This is a genomic window from Streptomyces sp. NBC_00490 (genome assembly GCF_036013645.1).
GTDB lineage: Bacteria > Actinomycetota > Actinomycetes > Streptomycetales > Streptomycetaceae > Streptomyces > Streptomyces canus_F.
In genome coordinates this window covers 108243-126412 of the sequence record NZ_CP107870.1, presented here as the reverse complement: position 1 = coordinate 126412, position 18170 = coordinate 108243, and the positions used below count along the sequence as shown (strand labels likewise).

Below are 18170 nucleotides of genomic sequence, written 5' to 3'. Positions count from 1 at the left end.
ATCCGGGGCCACGGCACCGACGTACCACGGGCGAGACGGCCGAACCGCCGTCGCGGCGGCCCTCTCCGCTGGGGTTCCGCCGCTCTTCGAGTGCTCCTCGTTCGAGGTCGTACATCTTGGGCTGTGTCACGGGTGACCTCGCCCAGTCTCTGACGCCCTTCGTGCTGTGGGCCGCAACCATCAGGAGAGCCATGTCCCGTCGTCTGTTCACCTCGGAATCCGTGACCGAGGGTCACCCCGACAAGATCGCCGATCGGATCAGCGACACCATTCTCGATGCGCTGCTGAGCCAGGACCCCACCTCGCGCGTCGCGGTGGAGACCCTGATCACCACCGGCCAGGTGCACATCGCCGGTGAGGTCACCACCTCGGCCTACGCCCCGATCGCCCAACTCGTGCGCGACGCCATCCTCGACATCGGCTACGACTCCTCGGCCAAGGGCTTCGACGGCGCCTCCTGCGGTGTCTCGGTGTCCATCGGCGCGCAGTCCCCGGACATCGCGCAGGGTGTCGACACCGCCTACGAGAAGCGCGTCGAGGGCGACGAGGACGAGCTCGACAAGCAGGGCGCCGGCGACCAGGGCCTGATGTTCGGCTACGCCACCGACGAGACGCCCAACCTGATGCCGCTGCCCATCGAGCTGGCCCACCGGCTCTCCCGCCGGCTGACCCAGGTCCGCAAGGACGGCACCGTCCCCTACCTGCGCCCCGACGGCAAGACGCAGGTCACCATCGAGTACGACGGCGACAAGGCCGTCCGCCTCGACACGGTCGTGGTCTCCTCGCAGCACGCCTCCGACATCGACCTGGAGTCGCTGCTGACCCCCGACATCCGCGTCGAGGTCGTCGAGCACGTCCTGGCGCAGCTCGCCGACGAGGGCATCAAGCTGGAGACCGAGGGCTACCGGCTGCTCGTCAACCCGACCGGCCGCTTCGAGATCGGCGGCCCGATGGGTGACGCGGGTCTGACCGGCCGCAAGATCATCATCGACACGTACGGCGGCATGGCCCGCCACGGCGGCGGTGCCTTCTCCGGCAAGGACCCGTCCAAGGTGGACCGTTCGGCCGCGTACGCGATGCGCTGGGTCGCCAAGAACGTCGTCGCCGCGGGCCTCGCCTCGCGCTGCGAGGTGCAGGTCGCGTACGCGATCGGCAAGGCCGAGCCCGTCGGCCTGTTCGTCGAGACCTTCGGCACCCACACCCTCCCGGTGGAGAAGATCCAGCAGGCCATCGGCGAGGTCTTCGACCTGCGCCCGGCCGCGATCATCCGCGACCTGGAACTGCTGCGCCCGATCTACGCCCAGACCGCCGCCTACGGCCACTTCGGCCGTGAGCTGCCCGACTTCACCTGGGAGCGCACCGACCGCGCCCAGCAGCTCAAGGCAGCCGCGGGCATCTGAGCCCGACACCTGACGGCCGGGCCCGACGGTCGCGGCCGACGCCGTGCCACACCGGCGATCAGCGACCGAAGCGACCGAAGGAGTTCCCGTGCGCATCGCGGTGACAGGATCCATTGCCACCGACCATCTGATGGTCTTCCCCGGACGGTTCACGGACCAGCTGCTCCCCGAGCAGCTGGCCCACATCTCGCTCTCCTTCCTCGTCGACCGTCTCGAGGTGCGCCGCGGCGGCGTCGCCGCCAACATCGCCTACGGGCTCGGCGGCTTCGACCTGTCTCCCCTCCTGGTCGGGGCGGTCGGCACCGACTTCGCCGAGTACGCGGTGTGGCTGAAGGAGCACGGCGTCGACACCGGGGGAGTGCACATCTCCGCCGAACGGCAGACCGCCCGCTTCATGTGCATCACCGACGACGACGCCAACCAGATCGCCGCGTTCTACGCGGGCGCCATGACCGAGGCCCACGACATCGACCTGCGCGCCCTCGTCACCGGCCCCGACCGCCCCGGCCTCGTCCTGGTCTCACCCAACGACCCGGCGGCGATGCTCCGCCACACCGCCGACTGCCGCACCCTCGGCCTGCCCTTCGCGGCCGACCCCTCGCAGCAACTGGCCCGCCTGGACGGCGACCAGGTCCGCGACCTGGTGGACGGCGCCGCCTGGCTGTTCACCAACGAGTACGAGGCCGCACTGCTCAAGGAGCGCACCGGCTGGAGCCGCAGCGAGATCCTCGCGGTCGTCGGCACCTGGGTCACCACCCTGGGCGAGAAGGGGGTGCGCATCGAAAGCGCCGGACAGCCCCCGCTCGACGTCCCCGCCATCCCCGACACCGACACGGCCGACCCGACCGGCGTCGGCGACGCCTTCCGCGCCGGATTCCTCGCCGCCGTCAGCCACGGCGTACCGCTCGAACCCGCGGCCCGACTGGGCTGCGCGCTGGCCTCCGTGGTCCTCGGCGCGGTGGGCTCGCAGTCCTACGAGGTCGACCTGGCACAGCTGTCCCGCATCGTCGAGCGAGCCTACGGCCCCGGTACGGCCGCCCCGCTCGCGCCAGTCCTCGGAGAACACTCATGACCGCTGACCACCGCACCCGCATCGCCGCGCTCCGCGAGGCCTTCGCCACCCGTGTGGTGGTCGCCGACGGGGCGATGGGCACCATGCTCCAGGCCCAGGACCCCACGATGGAGGACTTCCAGCAGCTCGAGGGCTGCAACGAGATCCTCAACGTGACCCGGCCCGACATCGTGCGCTCGGTGCACGCCGAGTACTTCGACGCGGGCGTCGACTGCGTCGAGACCAACACCTTCGGCGCCAACCACGCGGCCCTCGCCGAGTACGACATCCCCGAACGCGTCCACGAACTCTCCGAAGCCGGCGCCCGCGTGGCCCGCGAGGTGGCCGACGAGTACACCGCGCGGGACGGACGCCAGCGCTGGGTCCTCGGCTCGATCGGCCCCGGCACCAAGCTGCCCACGCTCGGCCACGCCCCGTACACCACCCTGCGCGACGCCTTCCAGCAGAACGCCGAGGGCCTGGTCGCGGGCGGCGCCGACGCCCTGCTCGTCGAGACCACCCAGGACCTCCTCCAGACCAAGGCCGCCGTTCTCGGCGCCCGCCGCGGCCTTGAGGCACTCGGCCTGGACCTGCCGCTCATCGTGTCGGTGACGGTGGAGACGACCGGCACGATGCTGCTGGGTTCGGAGATCGGCGCCGCGCTGACCGCGCTGGAACCGCTCGGCATCGACATGATCGGCCTGAACTGCGCGACCGGGCCCGCCGAGATGAGCGAGCACCTGCGCTATCTCGCCCGCCACTCCCGCATCCAGCTGTCCTGCATGCCGAACGCCGGTCTGCCGGTGCTCGGCAAGGACGGCGCCCACTACCCGTTGGGCGCCCCGGAGTTGGCCGACGCGCAGGAGAACTTCGTCCGCGAGTACGGCCTTTCGCTCGTCGGCGGCTGCTGCGGTACGACGCCGGAGCATCTGCGCCAGGTCGTCGAGCGGGTACGCGGACTGGCCCCGGCGGCACGGGATCCGCGTCCGGAACCCGGTGCGGCTTCGCTCTATCAGACGGTGCCGTTCCGGCAGGACACGTCGTACATGGCGATCGGTGAGCGGACGAACGCGAACGGGTCGAAGAAGTTCCGTGAGGCGATGCTGGAGGGCCGCTGGGACGACTGTGTGGAGATGGCCCGGGATCAGATCCGCGAGGGCGCGCACATGCTGGACCTGTGCGTGGACTACGTCGGCCGTGACGGTGTCGCCGACATGGAGGAGCTGGCCGGCCGGTTCGCCACCGCCTCCACCCTGCCGATCGTGCTGGACTCCACCGAGGTGCCGGTCATCCGGGCCGGGCTGGAGAAGCTCGGCGGGCGTGCGGTCATCAACTCCGTCAACTACGAGGACGGCGACGGCCCCGAGTCCCGCTTCGCGAAGGTCACCAAGCTCGCCCAGGAGCACGGTGCCGCGCTGATCGCGCTGACCATCGACGAGGAGGGCCAGGCCCGCACCCCGGAGCACAAGGTCGCCATCGCCGAGCGGCTCATCGAGGACCTGACCGGGAACTGGGGCATCCACGAGTCGGACATCCTCATCGACACCCTGACCTTCACCATCTGCACCGGTCAGGAGGAGTCCCGCAAGGACGGCATCGCCACCATCGAGGCGATCCGCGAGCTCAAGCGCCGCCACCCGGATGTGCAGACCACTCTGGGTCTGTCGAACATCTCCTTCGGCCTCAACCCGGCCGCCCGGATCCTGCTCAACTCGGTGTTCCTGGACGAGTGCACGAAGGCCGGGTTGGACTCGGCGATCGTGCACGCCTCCAAGATCCTGCCGATCGCCCGGTTCAGCGAGGAAGAGGTGCAGACCGCCCTCGACCTGATCTACGACCGGCGCGCCGAGGGTTATGATCCGCTGCAGAAGCTGATGGCGCTGTTCGAGGGCGCCACCGCGAAGTCGCTGAAGGCGGGCAAGGCCGAGGAACTGGCCGCCCTGCCGCTGGAGGAGCGTCTCAAGCGCCGCATCATCGACGGCGAGAAGAACGGCCTCGACCAGGATCTGGACGCGGCTCTCCAGGAACGTCCCGCTCTGGACATCGTCAACGACACCCTCCTGGAGGGTATGAAGGTCGTCGGTGAGCTGTTCGGCTCCGGCCAGATGCAGCTGCCGTTCGTGCTCCAGTCCGCCGAGGTGATGAAGACCGCCGTCGCCCATCTCGAACCGCACATGGAGAAGACGGACGACGAGGGCAAGGGCACGATCGTGCTGGCCACGGTCCGCGGCGACGTGCACGACATCGGCAAGAACCTCGTCGACATCATCCTGACCAACAACGGCTACAACGTGGTCAACATCGGTATCAAGCAGCCGGTCTCCGCGATCCTCGAGGCGGCCGTGGAGCACAAGGCCGATGTGATCGGCATGTCGGGGCTGCTGGTGAAGTCCACGGTGATCATGAAGGAGAACCTGGAGGAGCTCAACCAGCGCGGGCTGGCGGCCGACTTCCCGGTGATCCTCGGCGGAGCCGCGCTCACCCGTGCCTACGTCGAGCAGGACCTGCACGAGATCTACGAGGGCGAGGTCCGCTACGCCCGCGACGCCTTCGAGGGCCTGCGCCTCATGGACGCGCTCATCGCCGTCAAGCGGGGTGTCCCCGGAGCCAAGCTGCCCGAGCTGAAGCAGCGGCGGGTCAAGAGCACCGCGACCGCGGCCGCCGTCGTGGCGGACAGCCCCGAACGGGGGCGCTCCGATGTCGCCGTCGACAACCCCGTGCCCACGCCCCCGTTCTGGGGAACCCGCGTCGTCAAGGGCATCCAGCTCAAGGAGTACGCGTCCTGGCTCGACGAGGGCGCCCTCTTCAAGGGCCAGTGGGGCCTCAAGCAGACCCGCAAGGGCGACGGGCCCACGTACGAGGAACTCGTCGAGACCGAGGGACGTCCCCGGCTGCGGGGCTGGCTCGACCGGCTCCAGACGGAGAACCTGCTCGAAGCGGCCGTCGTGCACGGCTACTTCCGCGCCGTCTCCAAAGGCGACGACCTGATCCTGCTCGACGAGAACCGATCCGAACTGACCCGCTTCTCCTTCCCGCGCCAGCGCCGCGGCCGCGGACTGTGCCTCGCCGACTTCTTCCGCCCGGAGGAGTCGGGGGAGACGGACGTCGTCGGCCTCCAGATCGTCACCGTCGGCTCCCGCATCGGCGAGGAGACAGCCAAGCTGTTCGAGGCCAACGCCTACCGCGACTACCTCGAACTGCACGGCCTGTCCGTCCAGTTGGCCGAGGCACTCGCCGAGTACTGGCACGCCCGCGTGCGCGACGAGCTCGGTATCGCCGCGGGCGACCCGGGCTCGCTGGACGGCATGTTCCGCACCGAGTACCAGGGTTGCCGCTACTCCCTCGGCTACCCGGCCTGCCCCGACCTGGAGGACCGCGCGAAGATCGCCGACCTGCTCCAGCCGGAGCGCATCGGCGTCCATCTGTCCGAGGAGTTCCAGCTGCACCCCGAGCAGTCCACGGACGCGATCGTCCTGCACCACCCCGAGGCCAGCTACTTCAACGCCGGAGGCCGGGAATGAGCACCCTGCGCGACATCCTCGACAGAGGGACCCCGTCGTTCTCCTTCGAGTTCTTCCCGCCGAAGACGGCCAAGGGGGAGCGGACCCTGTGGGAGGCGATCCGCCGGATCGAGCCGCTCGCGCCGAGCTTCGTCTCGGTCACCTACGGGGCCGGCGGATCCTCCCGGGACCGCACCGTCGAGGTGACCAAACGGATCGCGACCGACACGACCCTGCGCCCCGTCGCCCATCTGACCGCGGTCGGCCACTCGGTGGCCGAACTGCGGCACATCATCGGCCAGTACGCCGACGCCGGCGTCCGGGACGTCCTCGTCCTGCGCGGGGACCCGCCCGGCGACCCGAACGCCCCCTGGATCCCGCACCCCGACGGCTTCACCCACGCCGACGAACTGGTGCGTCTGGTCAAGGAGTCGGGGGAGTTCAGCGTCGGTGTGGCCGCCTTCCCGGAACGGCATCCGCGCTCGGCGGACTGGGACAGCGAGATCCGGCACTTCGTCGCCAAGTGCAGGGCGGGCGCCGACTACGCCATCACCCAGATGTTCTTCCACGTCGAGGACTATCTGCGGCTGCGCGACCGGGTGGCTGCCGCGGGCTGCGACACCCCGATCATCCCGGAGATCATGCCGGCCACCGACGTACGCCAGATCACCCGCTTCGCCGAGCTCAGCGGAGCCGCCTTCCCCGAGGACCTGGCGCACCGCCTGGACGCGGTGCGCGACAACCCCGCGGACGGCCACCGCATCGGCGTCGAGTACGCCACCGCGATGGCCGAGCGGCTCCTCGCCGAGGGCGCCCCGGGGCTGCACTACATCACGCTGAACCGCTCGACGGCGACGCTCGAAATCCACCGCGACGTACTGAACTCAAGGAGTGCCCAGCATGCCCTCGCAGCCCAGCGCTGACTTCACGGACTTCAAGGTCGCCGACCTCTCCCTCGCCGAGTTCGGCCGCAAGGAGATCACCCTCGCCGAGCACGAGATGCCCGGCCTGATGGCGATCCGCAGGGAGTACGCCGAGACGCAGCCGCTCGCCGGTGCCCGGATCACCGGCTCGCTCCACATGACGGTGCAGACCGCCGTCCTCATCGAGACGCTGGTCGCCCTGGGCGCCGAGGTCCGCTGGGTGTCCTGCAACATCTTCTCCACCCAGGACCACGCGGCCGCCGCCATCGCCGCCGCCGGTATCCCGGTGTTCGCCTGGAAGGGCGAGACGCTGGAGGAGTACTGGTGGTGCACCGAGCAGGCCCTCACCTGGCCCGGGCACGCCGGCCCGAACATGATCCTCGACGACGGCGGTGACGCCACCCTTCTCGTCCACAAGGGCGTCGAGTACCGCAAGACGGGTGAGCTGCCGGTCGCCGAGAACGAGGAACTGGCCGTGGTGCGCGCCCTGTTGGAGAAGAGCCCGCTGGACTGGACGCGGATCGCCTCGGAGATCCGCGGGGTGTCCGAGGAGACCACCACCGGTGTGCACCGCCTGTACGAGATGCAGCGCGACGGGGTGCTGCTGTTCCCGGCGATCAACGTGAACGACGCCGTGACGAAGTCGAAGTTCGACAACAAGTACGGCTGCCGCCACTCCCTCATCGACGGCATCAACCGGGCCACCGACGTCCTCATCGGAGGCAAGACCGCGGTCGTGTTCGGCTACGGCGACGTCGGCAAGGGCAGTGCGGAGTCGCTGCGCGGTCAGGGCGCCCGGGTCATCGTCACCGAGGTCGACCCGATCTGCGCCCTTCAGGCGGCCATGGACGGCTACCAGGTGACCACGCTGGACGAGGTCGTCGAGACCGCCGACATCTTCATCACCACGACCGGCAACAAGGACATCATCATGGCCGCCGACATGGCCAGGATGAAGCACCAGGCCATCGTCGGGAACATCGGCCACTTCGACAACGAGATCGACATGGCCGGCCTCGCGAGCGTGCCGGGCATCGTCAAGGACGAGGTCAAGCCCCAGGTCCACACCTGGAAGTTCCCCGACGGCAAGGTCCTGATCGTCCTGTCCGAGGGCCGCCTGCTGAACCTGGGCAACGCCACCGGCCACCCCTCGTTCGTGATGTCCAACTCGTTCGCGGACCAGACGCTGGCCCAGATCGAGCTGTACACCAAGCAGGCCGAGTACCCGATCGGCGTCTACACGCTGCCCAAGCACCTGGACGAGAAGGTCGCCCGCCTCCACCTGGACGCGCTCGGCGTGAAGCTGACGACGCTGCGCCCGGAGCAGGCCTCCTACATCGGCGTCGACGTCGACGGACCGTACAAGCCGGACCACTACCGCTACTGAGCCGACCCGGCAAGGAGGATCAGGTGTACGACATTCTGGAGGAGGACAGCAGACAGTCCCACGACGTCCCGGCCCTCGCCCCGCCGCTCCGGCTCGCCGGCATCGACGAGGACGACAGCTGGGAGCCCCACGTCGTACGCGGCATCGACTGAGCCACCTCCGACGTTCCCGTCCGCCCCACCCACGAGGCGCGCTGCACACCGCAGCGCGCCTCTTCGTCATGTCCGTTCGTCATGTCCGTACGCCGTGTCGCGGTACGGCGTGCGTGGCCGAAAACCGCACAAGCGCGCACCAAGTTCTCTCCACCGGTCCACGAGTGAACCTTGCGAATCTCTTTAGGAAACGACGAGTGGAGGCGTGGAGGTGCAGTCATGATTCGGATGCTGCGTGGTGTTCTACGGGTGATGGTCAACCGCTGCCTGCGGCCTCTGTGGCGGGGCCTGGCGTCCTACGGCGCCGTCTACGTGGGCCCCGAGGCGTTGCAGGCCATGGACCCGCCCCGTACCGCCACCCGCTCCCAGAACCGCCTGGTGCGCTACGCGCAGGGCAGGTTCCTGGTGCTGCCGCCAGGGGTCGGCGGGCCGCCGCCGGCGCACCCCGAGCGGCTGCGTGAGGACATACCACTGACCCCGCAGGAACTACAACTCGTGCGCGACGTATGGCCCGCATACGAACACAGCGCCCGCGAACGCGGCTGACCGCCACGGGCGCCGGACGGCCGAAAAGGGCCGGGCGCGGCGAGCAGATGCTCGCCGCGCCCGGCCCTTTCGCCGTGACCGGACTCAGACGGTCGTGATGACCTCGTCGATGTCCAGACGCGGAGCGCGCGGGAACCAGGCGTCCGGGCCCGGCCTGCCGATGTTGACGACCATCAGCGGGGTGTGGTCGTCGTCCAGGAACTCCTTCTGGACGCCCGCGGCGTCGAAGCCGCTCATCGGGCCCGCGGCGAGGCCGGCGGCACGGATGCCGATGATGAAGTACGCGGCCTGCAGGGCGCCGTTGAGGACGGCGGACGCCTCCCGGGTCGGACGCTCCGCGTAGAGGAGATCCTTCACCTGGGGGAAGTGCGGGACCAGCTTGTGCAGCTCCTCGTGGAACTCGTTGTCCGTGGAGAGGATCGCGACCAGCGGGGCGCCGGCGGTCTTCGCGCGGTTGGGTTCGGCCATGCGCCGCACCAGGCGCTCACGGGCCTCGGGGGAGCGGACCAGGGTGATGCGCAGCGGGCTCTGGTTGGAGGAGGTCGGACCGTACTTGACGAGGTCGTAGATCGCCTCGATCTGCTCGTCGGTCACCGGCTCGTCGGTGAAGGTGTTGGCCGTGCGGGCCTCACGGAAGAGGAGGTCCTGGGCGGCGGCGTCGAGCACGAGCGCCATGGATGCAACCTTTCAACAGGGCTTTCGGCAGGGGATCTCTACGGGGGTCAGGAACCGTGCGTCGGATCGGGGCGGAGTCCGCGAGGACCCCTCACCCCCACTCGATCAGGGCGAAACTCGCGGCCATGCCCCCGCCGAACCCGGCCAGCAGGACCAGCTCGCCGGGGCGGAAGGCGCCCTCGCGGACGGCCGCGTCGAGGGTGATCGGGATGGAGGCGGCGCCCGTGTTGCCGTAGTGCGTGACCGTGCGGTGCATGGTGGCGCGGGGGAGGGCCAGGTCCGCGAAGACGTCGTCGAGCATGGCACCGTTGGCCTGGTGCGGGATGAAGTGGCTGATGTCCGCGGCCTCGACACCGGCCTCGTGGAGGAACCCCTTCACCAGCTGCGGCAGTTGCTCCATGACGAACCGGCGCACCTCCCGCCCGTCCATCGCGAAGTACTGCAGCCCGGCGTCCAGGCCGGCGTGGTCCAGGGGCTGCCTGCTGCCGCCCGCGGGCACCTGGATCAGGTCTGAGAGGGCGCCGAAGGTGTGCAGGGCGACATGCCGCACGACCGGGCCCTGCGTGGTCGGACCGAGGACCATGGCGCCCGCGCCGTCGCCGAACAGGACGACCGTCCTGCGGTCGGCCGGGTCCAGGATGCGCGAGTACGTGTCCGCGCCGATCACCAGCGCGTAGCCGCCGCGCCGCAGCACCACGCTGCCGACCGCGGAGAGCGCGAACACCGTGCCGGAGCACACCGCGTTGACGTCGAACGCCGCGGTGCTGGCGGCACCGAGGTTGCGCTGCACATAGGCCGCCGTCGGCGGCTGCGGCCGGTCCGGCGTGGACGTGGCGACCACGATCATGGACAGCTGCTCGGCGGTGACGCCCGCCGACTTCATCGCGGCACGCGCCGCGGCCGTCGCCAGGTCGGACGTGGCCTGGCCGGGGGCGGCCCAGCGCCGTTCCCGGATCGCGGTCTTACGGGTGATCCAGGCGTCGTCGACCCCGGCCGGCGCGCCGACCTCGTCGTTGGAGACGATCCGCTCCGGCACATAAGCACCCGTGCCGAGGATCCTGATGTCCTTCATAGGGCTGCCGGGGCCCGGGAACGTTGCCTCTGTCATGCGGCTGCCCTCCCCTCAAGTGGTCGGTGAATGGCTGTACGAAGGGGCCGACGGGCGGGCGGCGCGCGATGGCCGCCCACATGCCCGCGAGACGCTCTAACGCGTCTGGTAGATCCGCTTGTGGCCGCTGATCCCGGCCAGCCGGAACGGTCCGGTGGTCTGCTCCGGGGTGGCGTGGTCGCCGCCGTCGGTCGGGAACGTCCACTCGTGCAGTTCGCGGTAGCCGGCGTAGTCGACCGTCTTGCGCCGCGAGATCGCCTCGAGGTTCGCCTCGGTGCGCAGGTGGTCCTGGTAGCCGGCGACCACGGTCCCGGCGAAGAACTCGGCGACGGAGCCGGAGCCGTAGCTGAGGAAGGCGAGCGGACGGCCGGTCAGGTCGTCCGCCTGGTCCAGGAGCGCGGCCAGGCCCAGGTACACCGACGCCGTGTAGCTGTTGCCGATCACGGTGTTGTACGCCGTGGTCTGGCCGAGGGCGCCCGCGATGACGTCCTTGTCGGTGTCGTAGCCGCAGTAGTTCAGCAGATGGCGGTGGGCCTTGTACGCCATCTTCGTGAACGGCTGGTGGTAGCAGAACGCGGCGAACTCCTCGAGCGCGCGGCCGCCCTGCTCCGAGTAGTCCTTCCAGGTGCCCTCCACGGCCTGGAGGTACGCGCCGATGGACTCCTGTCCGTCGACGAGCGCGGTGGAGAGGTAGTTCGGCCGCCAGAAGTCCATGACGTCGGCGGTGAACAGACCGGACGGGTCCTCGATCCGCACCAGCGCGGGGTCCACGCTGACCAGCATGGCCACCGCCGACGCACCCTGGGTCGCCTCACCCGGGCTGTCCAGCTCGTACTTGGAGACGTCGCTCGCGATCACCAGGACCTGCTGGGCGGGGTCGCGCTGCACCAGGCCGATGGCGAACTGCAGGGCCGCCGTCGCCCCGTAGCAGGCCTGCTTCAGCTCGACGACGCGGGTCGCCGAGGGCAGACCGATCAGCGAATGGACGTAGATACCGGCCGACTTCGCCTGGTCGATCGAGGACTCGGTGGCGAACACCACCGTGCGGATACGGTCCTTGCCGTGCCGGGCGATGATCGGCGCGGCCGCCGTCGCGGCCATGGTCACGATGTCCTCGTCCGCGGCGGGCACGCTCATCGACTCCTGGCCGATGCCCACGTGGTACTTGCCGATCTCGGTGCCGTTGTAGTCCGCGAGGGCCGTGTGCGGCAGGACGAACTCGCTCGTCGCGAACGACAGATCATGGATTCCGATGGATATGGACATGCCTCATACACCAACCTTTGCGGTCTTGTTGTCGCGTTCCAGCTGGATGTGCGCGCGCATGAGTTCGCCGGGGTTCGTCTGCGCCGCGAGCAGCGAGAGCTCACCGCACAACACGGTCGCCGCGGCGAGGACGGCGAGCCGGCGGGCGTTCTCGCCGGGCGCGCCCTCGGCCCGGCAGCCGAGCCGGGTCAGGTTCGTCTCGACGAAGCCGAGGCCCTTGCCGTTGCCGACCGTGCCGACGATCAGGTTGGGCAGGGTGCAGGCGAAGTAGAGGTCGCCGTCGCGGTCCTCGGCCATGACGACGCCCTGCGAGCCCTCGATGATGTTGGCCGCGTCCTGGCCGGTCGCCAGATAGAACGCGAGCAGCATGTTCGCGTAGTGGGCGTTGGCCGAGCGGATGCCGCCGGCGAGGAGGGTGCCGAGCAGGTTCTTGCGGATGTTCAGCTCGACGATCTTCGCGGCCGTGGTGTGCAGGACGTCGGCGACGACGTCGCGCGGTACGAGCAGCTCGGTGACGACGTTCTTGCCGCGGCCGAGGATGCCGTTGATGGCGGTGGCCTTCTTGTCCGAGCAGTAGTTGCCGGAGATCGACCCGTAGGAGATGCCCGGGACGGTCTCCAGCAGGTGCGCGAGGAGCGCGTCGGAGGCGAGGGTGGCCATGTTGTGGCCGGAGGCGTCGCCGGTGGAGAACTCGAACCGGATGAACAGCAGGTTGGCGTTGATCTCGTGCCGGATGCCGATCAGCTGGGCGAACCGGCTGCAGCCGCGCACCACTTCGCGCAGCTCGTCGATGCGCGCCTCGATGGTCCGCGCGGCGGTGAGCGCGGTCAGCGCGTCGGTCGCCTCGACGAGGACCGAGCGGGTCATCCGCTCGTCGACGAGGGTGGCGACGATGCCCTTCTCGGCCAGCCGGGAGACCTTCGCGCCGCGGCCGACGGAGGGCCACAGCGGGGACTCGTAGGTGGCGAGCGGGACGTGGGTCTCGGTGTTGGCGACGTTCCCCGAAATGCGGAGGGGGCCCACCCACCTCATGGGGACCCCGGCGATCGCGTGTGCTTCGGTCATCGTGTGCTTCCCGTCATCTCGTGGAGGGCGTCGATGGAGCTGGAGCGCTGGGCGAGCCGCCGCGTGTCGATGCCCCGGTCGGTGCAGAAGGACCGGAGTTCGCCGTGGATCAGCAGGTCGCAGCGGGTGAGGTCGGCGGGGGTGCGGGCGCCGAGCATGGTCTGCAGGGCCGCCAGCTGGTCGAGCCAGGCGGAGATCTTCGCGACCAGCGCGAAGACGTCACCGTCGAGGAGAGTGCGAAGGAACCCGCCGGAGGAGCCGACGGCGCGGGCGCCGAGGGCCAGGGCGCGGGCCACGTCGAGCGGGGTGCGGACACCGCCGGAGGCCAGCACGGGGATGTCGACGTCCTGCGCGTCCAGCAGACACGCGACCGTGGACTGCCCCCAGTCGTGCAGATAGGCGTAGTCGGCGAGTTCGCGCCGACCGTTCTCGATGCGGGCGAAGTCCGTGCCGCCGCGGCCGCTGACGTCGGCGACCCGCACGCCCAGGCTCGGCAGGGCGAGGATCGTCTCGCGGCTCAGCCCGTTGCCGACCTCCTTGACGATCACGGGGACGTCGACGGCGGCCGCGATCCGCTCGATCTGCGCCGCCCACGAGCCGAAGGAGCGGTCGCCCTCCGGCATGGGCGTCTCCTGCGCCGTGTTGAGGTGGATCTGCAGGGCGTTGGCCTCGATCAGGTCGATGGCGCGCCGCGCGTTGTCGACGGACGCTGTCGCGTTGACGTTCGCCAGGACGAACCCGTCCGGGTTCTCCTCGCGCAGCACCCGGAAGGTGGCCGCGCAGGACGGATCCTTGAAGTAGGCGTGCATGGAGCCCGAGGCGATGGCCACCCCGGTCTCGCGGGCCGCGATGGCCAGGTCCCGGTTGATGACGCCGGTCTTGGCGCTGCCGCCGGTCATCGCGTTGATGTAGAGCGGCGCCTGCCAGGTGAGGCCGGCGAAGGTGGTGGCCAGGGACACGTCCGGGCGGTCGATGCCGGCCAGGGCGTGGTGGACGAAGGACACCTCGTCGAACTGGTTGCGTCCGCTGTGCGCGTGCTGCTGCTCCATGGCGAGCCGGACGTGGTCGTCCTTGCGCTGAGCGCTACTCATGCTTGGTTCCCTTCCGGGGCGGGACGGACGGGCAGGGGCAGCACCCCGGCCGCGGCCCACCGCCCGTGTACGTGTGCGATGTCGTGCGGGGCGTCGGCGGCCAGCAGGGCGATGCCGCAGTCGCCGCCCCCCGCCCCGGAGGGTTTGGCCGCGCCGCCGGCGGCTTCGGCCGCGTCGCACAGCGCCGTCAGTTCGGGGGTGAAGATGCCGAGGCCGACCTCGTCGTCCAGGCGGGCCAGCTCCTGGCGGGCGCGCCGGATCTGGTGCAGCAGGCCGTCGCCGTCGCCGGCCTCGAGGGCGCCGATCGCGGCGTCCACGAAGTCGGCGGTGGTCTCCACGAACTTCTGGTGCGAGGGCGTGCCGCGCCAGGTCCGCCGGTGCAGGCCGGCCACGAGGGAGGTGGTGGAGGCGGGGTTCCCGGTCCAGCCGACCTCGAGGGACAGGCCGTCGGGCGGCGGCAGTTGACGCACCTCGAAGCCCGGCCAGGGCGTGCGCAGCGCCTCCTCGACGCCGTGCGTGCGGGCCAGCTCGAGCACGAAGGCACGGTCGGGTGCCCGGTAGGCGATCCAGCCGCCCCAGGTGCCGGCGGCGAGGTCGCCGCCGGAGCCCTTGGGGTCGATGCGGGCCGTCGCGAGCAGGGCGAGACGGAACCGGGCGTCGGGGGAGAGGTCCAGCCCGCAGTACGAGGCGACGGCGGCGATCGTCGCCACGGTCACCGCGCCGCTGGAGCCCAGGCCGTATTTCCTGCCGTGCTCGTGCAGGGTGCTGGTGATCGACACGCTCAACGGGGGGACGGGCAGGCCGCGTTCGGCGAGCAGGTCGGCCACGGTCTCGATCGCGGTGACGACGTGGGCGGCTTCGCTGTCGCCTCCGGTCAGCCGGCCGTCCTGCCAGTGCCGGTGCACGGGGCGCGGCCAGAGGTCGGAGGAGATCACCACATCGGCGCCGTCCGTGTCGGACACGGTGACGGTGACGTACCGGTCGACGGCCACCAGGATCGCGGTGTTGCCGGGGTCCACCACCGCGTACTCGCCCGCGATGTACAGCTTGCCCGGCGCGCGGCGCACGACCGTGCGCCGGGAGGTCATCGCTCGTCCTCGGTGAGCAGACGGGCACCCTTGCCGGGCCCGGCGATGTGCACCGCGCTGTCGGGAGCGGCGCCGCGTACGGCCGTCGCCACCCGGTCCGTGTCCGTACGCCGGCACAGCACCTTGACGTTCGGCCCGGCGTCCATGGTGACGTAGGCCGCGATGCCGTCCCGGCGGAGCTGGAGCACGGCGTCGAGGACGGTGAGGGACGCCGGCGACATGTACCGCACGGCGGGGCGCGCCGCGAGCATGGTGGCGTGCATGCCGAGCGCGTTGCGTTCCGCGATCTCACCGACCGCGTCCAGGTCGCCGCGGCTCAGCGCCGCCCGCATGTCGACGAGGTCGTCCTTGCTGGACAGGGCCCACGGTTCGAACAGGGGCGAGGTGTCGACGGTGCGGCGCATGGCCGTACGGCTGGACACCTCCTTGGGGCCCGCGTTGACGACGGCGACGACGAGCGCCGGGTCCAGGCCCGCGGCGGCGTCGACGGGCTCGGCGTACGAGCTCAGGTCGTCGGTGCCGGCGTGCCAGACCGCGAAGTCCCCGAAGATCGACCGGGAGGCCGAGCCGGAGCCGCGCCGCGCCAGCCGGGACAGCGCACGCGGGTCGCCGTCGAGCCCGTAGGCGGCCGCCGCGGCGACGGCGAGGGCGGCGAAGCCGCTGGCGGAGGAGGCGAGACCGGCCCCGGTGGGGACGGTGTTCTCGGTGTCCACGACGGCCCGCTCGACGCTGCCCGCCCGCTCCCGCACGAGGTCCAGGAAGGCGGCGATACGCCGTGCGGCCTCACCGGTCGCGGGCTCCCCGTTGAAGACGACCGTGTCCTGGTCCGCCTCCGGGGCGAGCCGGACCCGGGTGGTCGTCGGGAAGATGTCCAGGGTCATGGACAGACTGTCCGTGCGGGGCAGGAACAGCCGCTCGTCGCTCTTGCCCCAGTACTTGATCAGCGCGATGTTCGGATGGGCGACGGCGGTGGCGTCCGCCGCCCGGCCCGCCACCCGCGGTCGCGCGAGCTGTTCAGAGCGCATGAGGGGCGAGCCTCCTCAGCGGAACGACCCACGTCTGGACGGCGCCCGCGTCGTGCAGCCGCCGGGCGACCTCGCTGGCCAGCTCGGGCTGGGTGAGGGCGAGGACACAGCCGCCCAGACCACCCCCCGTGATCTTCGCGCCGAGGCTGCCCGCGCCGAGCGCGGCCGCGACCATGGCGTCGATCCGGTCGGTGCTCAGGCCGGCCGCGCGCAGCAGCTCGTGATAGTCCGTCAGCCGCGAGCCGAGCTCTGCCGGCGAGCCGTCGGCGAGAGCCCGCCGGGCCTCCTCGACAAGCTCCGTGGCACGCGTGAGGAACCTCTCCTCGGCTCCCGGCTCCCGCCGGAATCCGTCCCGCAGCAACTCGACGGCTTCCTTGGTGCTGCCCGCGGTGCCGCTGTCCGCGACGATGAACAAGCCGTCGCAGCCGACGGCCAGTTCCTCGGCCCGCCCCGCCTGGAACAGCAGCGGGGCCGCCGCGCCGACGGTCATGGCGTCGACACCGCTGGCCCGGCCGTGCGCCATGTTCTCGGCCGTCTGCACCAGGTCGAACGCCGTGGTCTCGGACAGCTCGTGGCCGAAGAGATCGGCCAGGGCGAGAACGATCGCCCGCGAGTTCGCGGCACTGGAGCCGAGCCCGCGACCGGGCGGGATGGCACCGTCGAGGATCACGTCGAGATGCGGCCTGCCCGGCACGCCCATGCGCTCCTTGAACGCCGCGGCCAGCCGCTGCAGACCGTCGGAGGCCAGGGTCACCACGGCCCGCGAGGCGGAACCGGTCATGGTGAAGGACAGGCCGCCCTGGGCGTCGGAGGAGTGGGAGGACCATCCGGCGCTCGCCGTGGCCGTCAGCTGTGGAATCGGCAGCGCGAGCGCCGGAGTTCCGTACACGACCGCGTGCTCGCCCAGCAGGATCGCCTTGGCGTGGGCGCGACCGATGCCGACCGAGCGAGCCCGACGGTTTTCCGAAACCCCCTCCACTGAGGTCGGTAGCGTCAACGCACTCACTCCCCTTGTCGTTTCACGAAAGTCTTCGAGACGGGTGGTTGGCTGTTCTTGCACGGCAGAACGTGATGCGGGAAATACCCGAACGTCACCGGGTCGCGGAACCACGCCGCATCGCGATCTGAGTGAGTTCCTCGATGTCGAACTCCGAGCGGCAGTTCGGCGCGCCATAGCGGGTGATCTTCCCGCGGCTGACCCACTTGCGGATCGTCGCTTCGGACACCCCCACGGCGAGTGCGGCCACATTCGTGGGAACAAGCCGGTGGCGTGGCGGTTTCGTCATGCCGGGACCCCCTTTCGCTGCTGCTCCATGAGCTGCCTCAGAGTCAGCCATTCGTGCATTTCCCAGGAATGCCCCGCCGAGCATGCGATGCTCCGGCTTTTCGATGCGCCGGTGTTCCTCGGCGAGGCGCTGATCGTGCCGGCGCAGTTGTCCACGACGCACTGCCGGATCAGCGTCTGCAACGCATGCGGGTCGGGGTCGATCGTGCTGCGCAGTTCGGCGACCAGACTCTCCACCTCACCTGCGAAGTCGGCGGCCGGCGGCTGCGCCGCGAGCCACGGCAGATGCTGGGTCAGAAACCGGGCCAGTTGCGGAACGGAGCGGGCCGGCGCGGTGACGCCGAGCTGCTCCACCACGATTTCCGACCACGACTCGAGAGTGGCGAGGAGGTTGTACCTGGCGTCGAGCACCGAGATGTTCAGGTGGTCCCGGTTACGGCTTCCCGAAACCCGGGTGGGGTTGGTCCGCCGGTGGGTCGGAGAAACGTGGTGCAGACACTCCTGGTGCAGGGCGGGGAGTGTACGGAGATTGCGTTCCACCTGACGGATACAGGGGGCGCAAAGGACGAATCCGGGGACGGCGCGGCTCTCATGGGTGTGTTTTCTGG

General features: G+C 70.3%; 17 protein-coding genes. 7 read left to right on the top strand and 10 right to left on the bottom strand.

The window, feature by feature from the left end:
* The first annotated feature begins 191 nt into the window (after positions 1-191).
* The 7 genes from metK to OG381_RS48955 all read left to right on the top strand — a co-directional run bounded on the left by metK (position 192) and on the right by OG381_RS48955 (position 8959).
* Entirely contained in the window at positions 192-1400 is a 1209-nt protein-coding gene (metK, locus tag OG381_RS48985) for a methionine adenosyltransferase (RefSeq protein ID WP_327722899.1), read from the top strand.
* 88 nt (positions 1401-1488) lie between these two features.
* Positions 1489-2472 (top strand): carbohydrate kinase family protein, encoded by a 984-nt coding sequence (locus tag OG381_RS48980; protein ID WP_327722898.1) that lies wholly within the window; start codon positions 1489-1491, stop codon positions 2470-2472.
* On the top strand, positions 2469-5972 hold the full coding sequence (gene metH, locus OG381_RS48975; protein WP_327722897.1) for a methionine synthase: 3504 nt from the start codon (positions 2469-2471) through the stop codon (positions 5970-5972). Before OG381_RS48980 ends, metH begins: the two co-directional genes overlap by 4 nt.
* Positions 5969-6874, top strand: a complete 906-nt coding sequence (gene metF, locus OG381_RS48970) for a methylenetetrahydrofolate reductase [NAD(P)H] (RefSeq protein WP_327722896.1) — start codon at positions 5969-5971, stop codon at positions 6872-6874. The genes metH and metF overlap by 4 nt, the downstream gene beginning before the upstream one ends.
* A complete protein-coding gene (gene ahcY, locus OG381_RS48965) occupies positions 6852-8261 on the top strand; it encodes an adenosylhomocysteinase (RefSeq protein WP_327722895.1) in 1410 nt (469 codons plus the stop codon). Before metF ends, ahcY begins: the two co-directional genes overlap by 23 nt.
* A 23-nt stretch (positions 8262-8284) precedes the next feature.
* Positions 8285-8413: a hypothetical protein gene (locus OG381_RS48960; protein ID WP_327722894.1), complete on the top strand. Its 129-nt coding sequence runs from the start codon at positions 8285-8287 to the stop codon at positions 8411-8413.
* Positions 8414-8632: 219 nt separating this feature from the next.
* Entirely contained in the window at positions 8633-8959 is a 327-nt protein-coding gene (locus tag OG381_RS48955) for a DUF6059 family protein (protein ID WP_327722893.1), read from the top strand.
* Between the two features lie 84 nt (positions 8960-9043).
* Here OG381_RS48955 and OG381_RS48950 read toward each other — a convergent pair whose 3' ends face one another.
* The 10 genes from OG381_RS48950 to OG381_RS48905 all read right to left on the bottom strand — a co-directional run bounded on the left by OG381_RS48950 (position 9044) and on the right by OG381_RS48905 (position 18102).
* A complete protein-coding gene (locus OG381_RS48950; RefSeq protein WP_327722892.1) occupies positions 9044-9634 on the bottom strand; it encodes a malonic semialdehyde reductase in 591 nt (196 codons plus the stop codon).
* A 91-nt stretch (positions 9635-9725) separates the two neighbouring features.
* Positions 9726-10742, bottom strand: coding sequence for a 3-oxoacyl-ACP synthase III family protein (locus tag OG381_RS48945; RefSeq protein WP_443062080.1), 1017 nt, complete (start codon positions 10740-10742; stop codon positions 9726-9728).
* Between the two features lie 96 nt (positions 10743-10838).
* Positions 10839-12008 (bottom strand): hydroxymethylglutaryl-CoA synthase, encoded by a 1170-nt coding sequence (locus tag OG381_RS48940; RefSeq protein ID WP_327722891.1) that lies wholly within the window; start codon positions 12006-12008, stop codon positions 10839-10841.
* Positions 12009-12011: 3 nt separating this feature from the next.
* On the bottom strand, positions 12012-13073 hold the full coding sequence (locus OG381_RS48935) for a hydroxymethylglutaryl-CoA reductase (protein WP_327722890.1): 1062 nt from the start codon (positions 13071-13073) through the stop codon (positions 12012-12014).
* Positions 13070-14164 (bottom strand): type 2 isopentenyl-diphosphate Delta-isomerase, encoded by a 1095-nt coding sequence (fni, locus tag OG381_RS48930; protein ID WP_327722889.1) that lies wholly within the window; start codon positions 14162-14164, stop codon positions 13070-13072. The genes OG381_RS48935 and fni overlap by 4 nt, the downstream gene beginning before the upstream one ends.
* Entirely contained in the window at positions 14161-15252 is a 1092-nt protein-coding gene (locus OG381_RS48925; protein ID WP_327722888.1) for a phosphomevalonate kinase, read from the bottom strand. The genes fni and OG381_RS48925 overlap by 4 nt, the downstream gene beginning before the upstream one ends.
* On the bottom strand, positions 15249-16277 hold the full coding sequence (gene mvaD / locus OG381_RS48920) for a diphosphomevalonate decarboxylase (RefSeq protein WP_327722886.1): 1029 nt from the start codon (positions 16275-16277) through the stop codon (positions 15249-15251). The genes OG381_RS48925 and mvaD overlap by 4 nt, the downstream gene beginning before the upstream one ends.
* A complete protein-coding gene (gene mvk / locus OG381_RS48915) occupies positions 16267-17256 on the bottom strand; it encodes a mevalonate kinase (RefSeq protein ID WP_327722885.1) in 990 nt (329 codons plus the stop codon). The genes mvaD and mvk overlap by 11 nt, the downstream gene beginning before the upstream one ends.
* 112 nt (positions 17257-17368) lie before the next feature.
* Positions 17369-17563 carry a hypothetical protein gene (locus OG381_RS48910; RefSeq protein WP_307038220.1) on the bottom strand — a complete coding sequence of 65 codons (195 nt, stop codon included), beginning with the start codon at positions 17561-17563 and terminating at the stop codon, positions 17369-17371.
* On the bottom strand, positions 17560-18102 hold the full coding sequence (locus OG381_RS48905; protein ID WP_327722884.1) for a hypothetical protein: 543 nt from the start codon (positions 18100-18102) through the stop codon (positions 17560-17562). The genes OG381_RS48910 and OG381_RS48905 overlap by 4 nt, the downstream gene beginning before the upstream one ends.
* Positions 18103-18170: the final 68 nt, after the last annotated feature.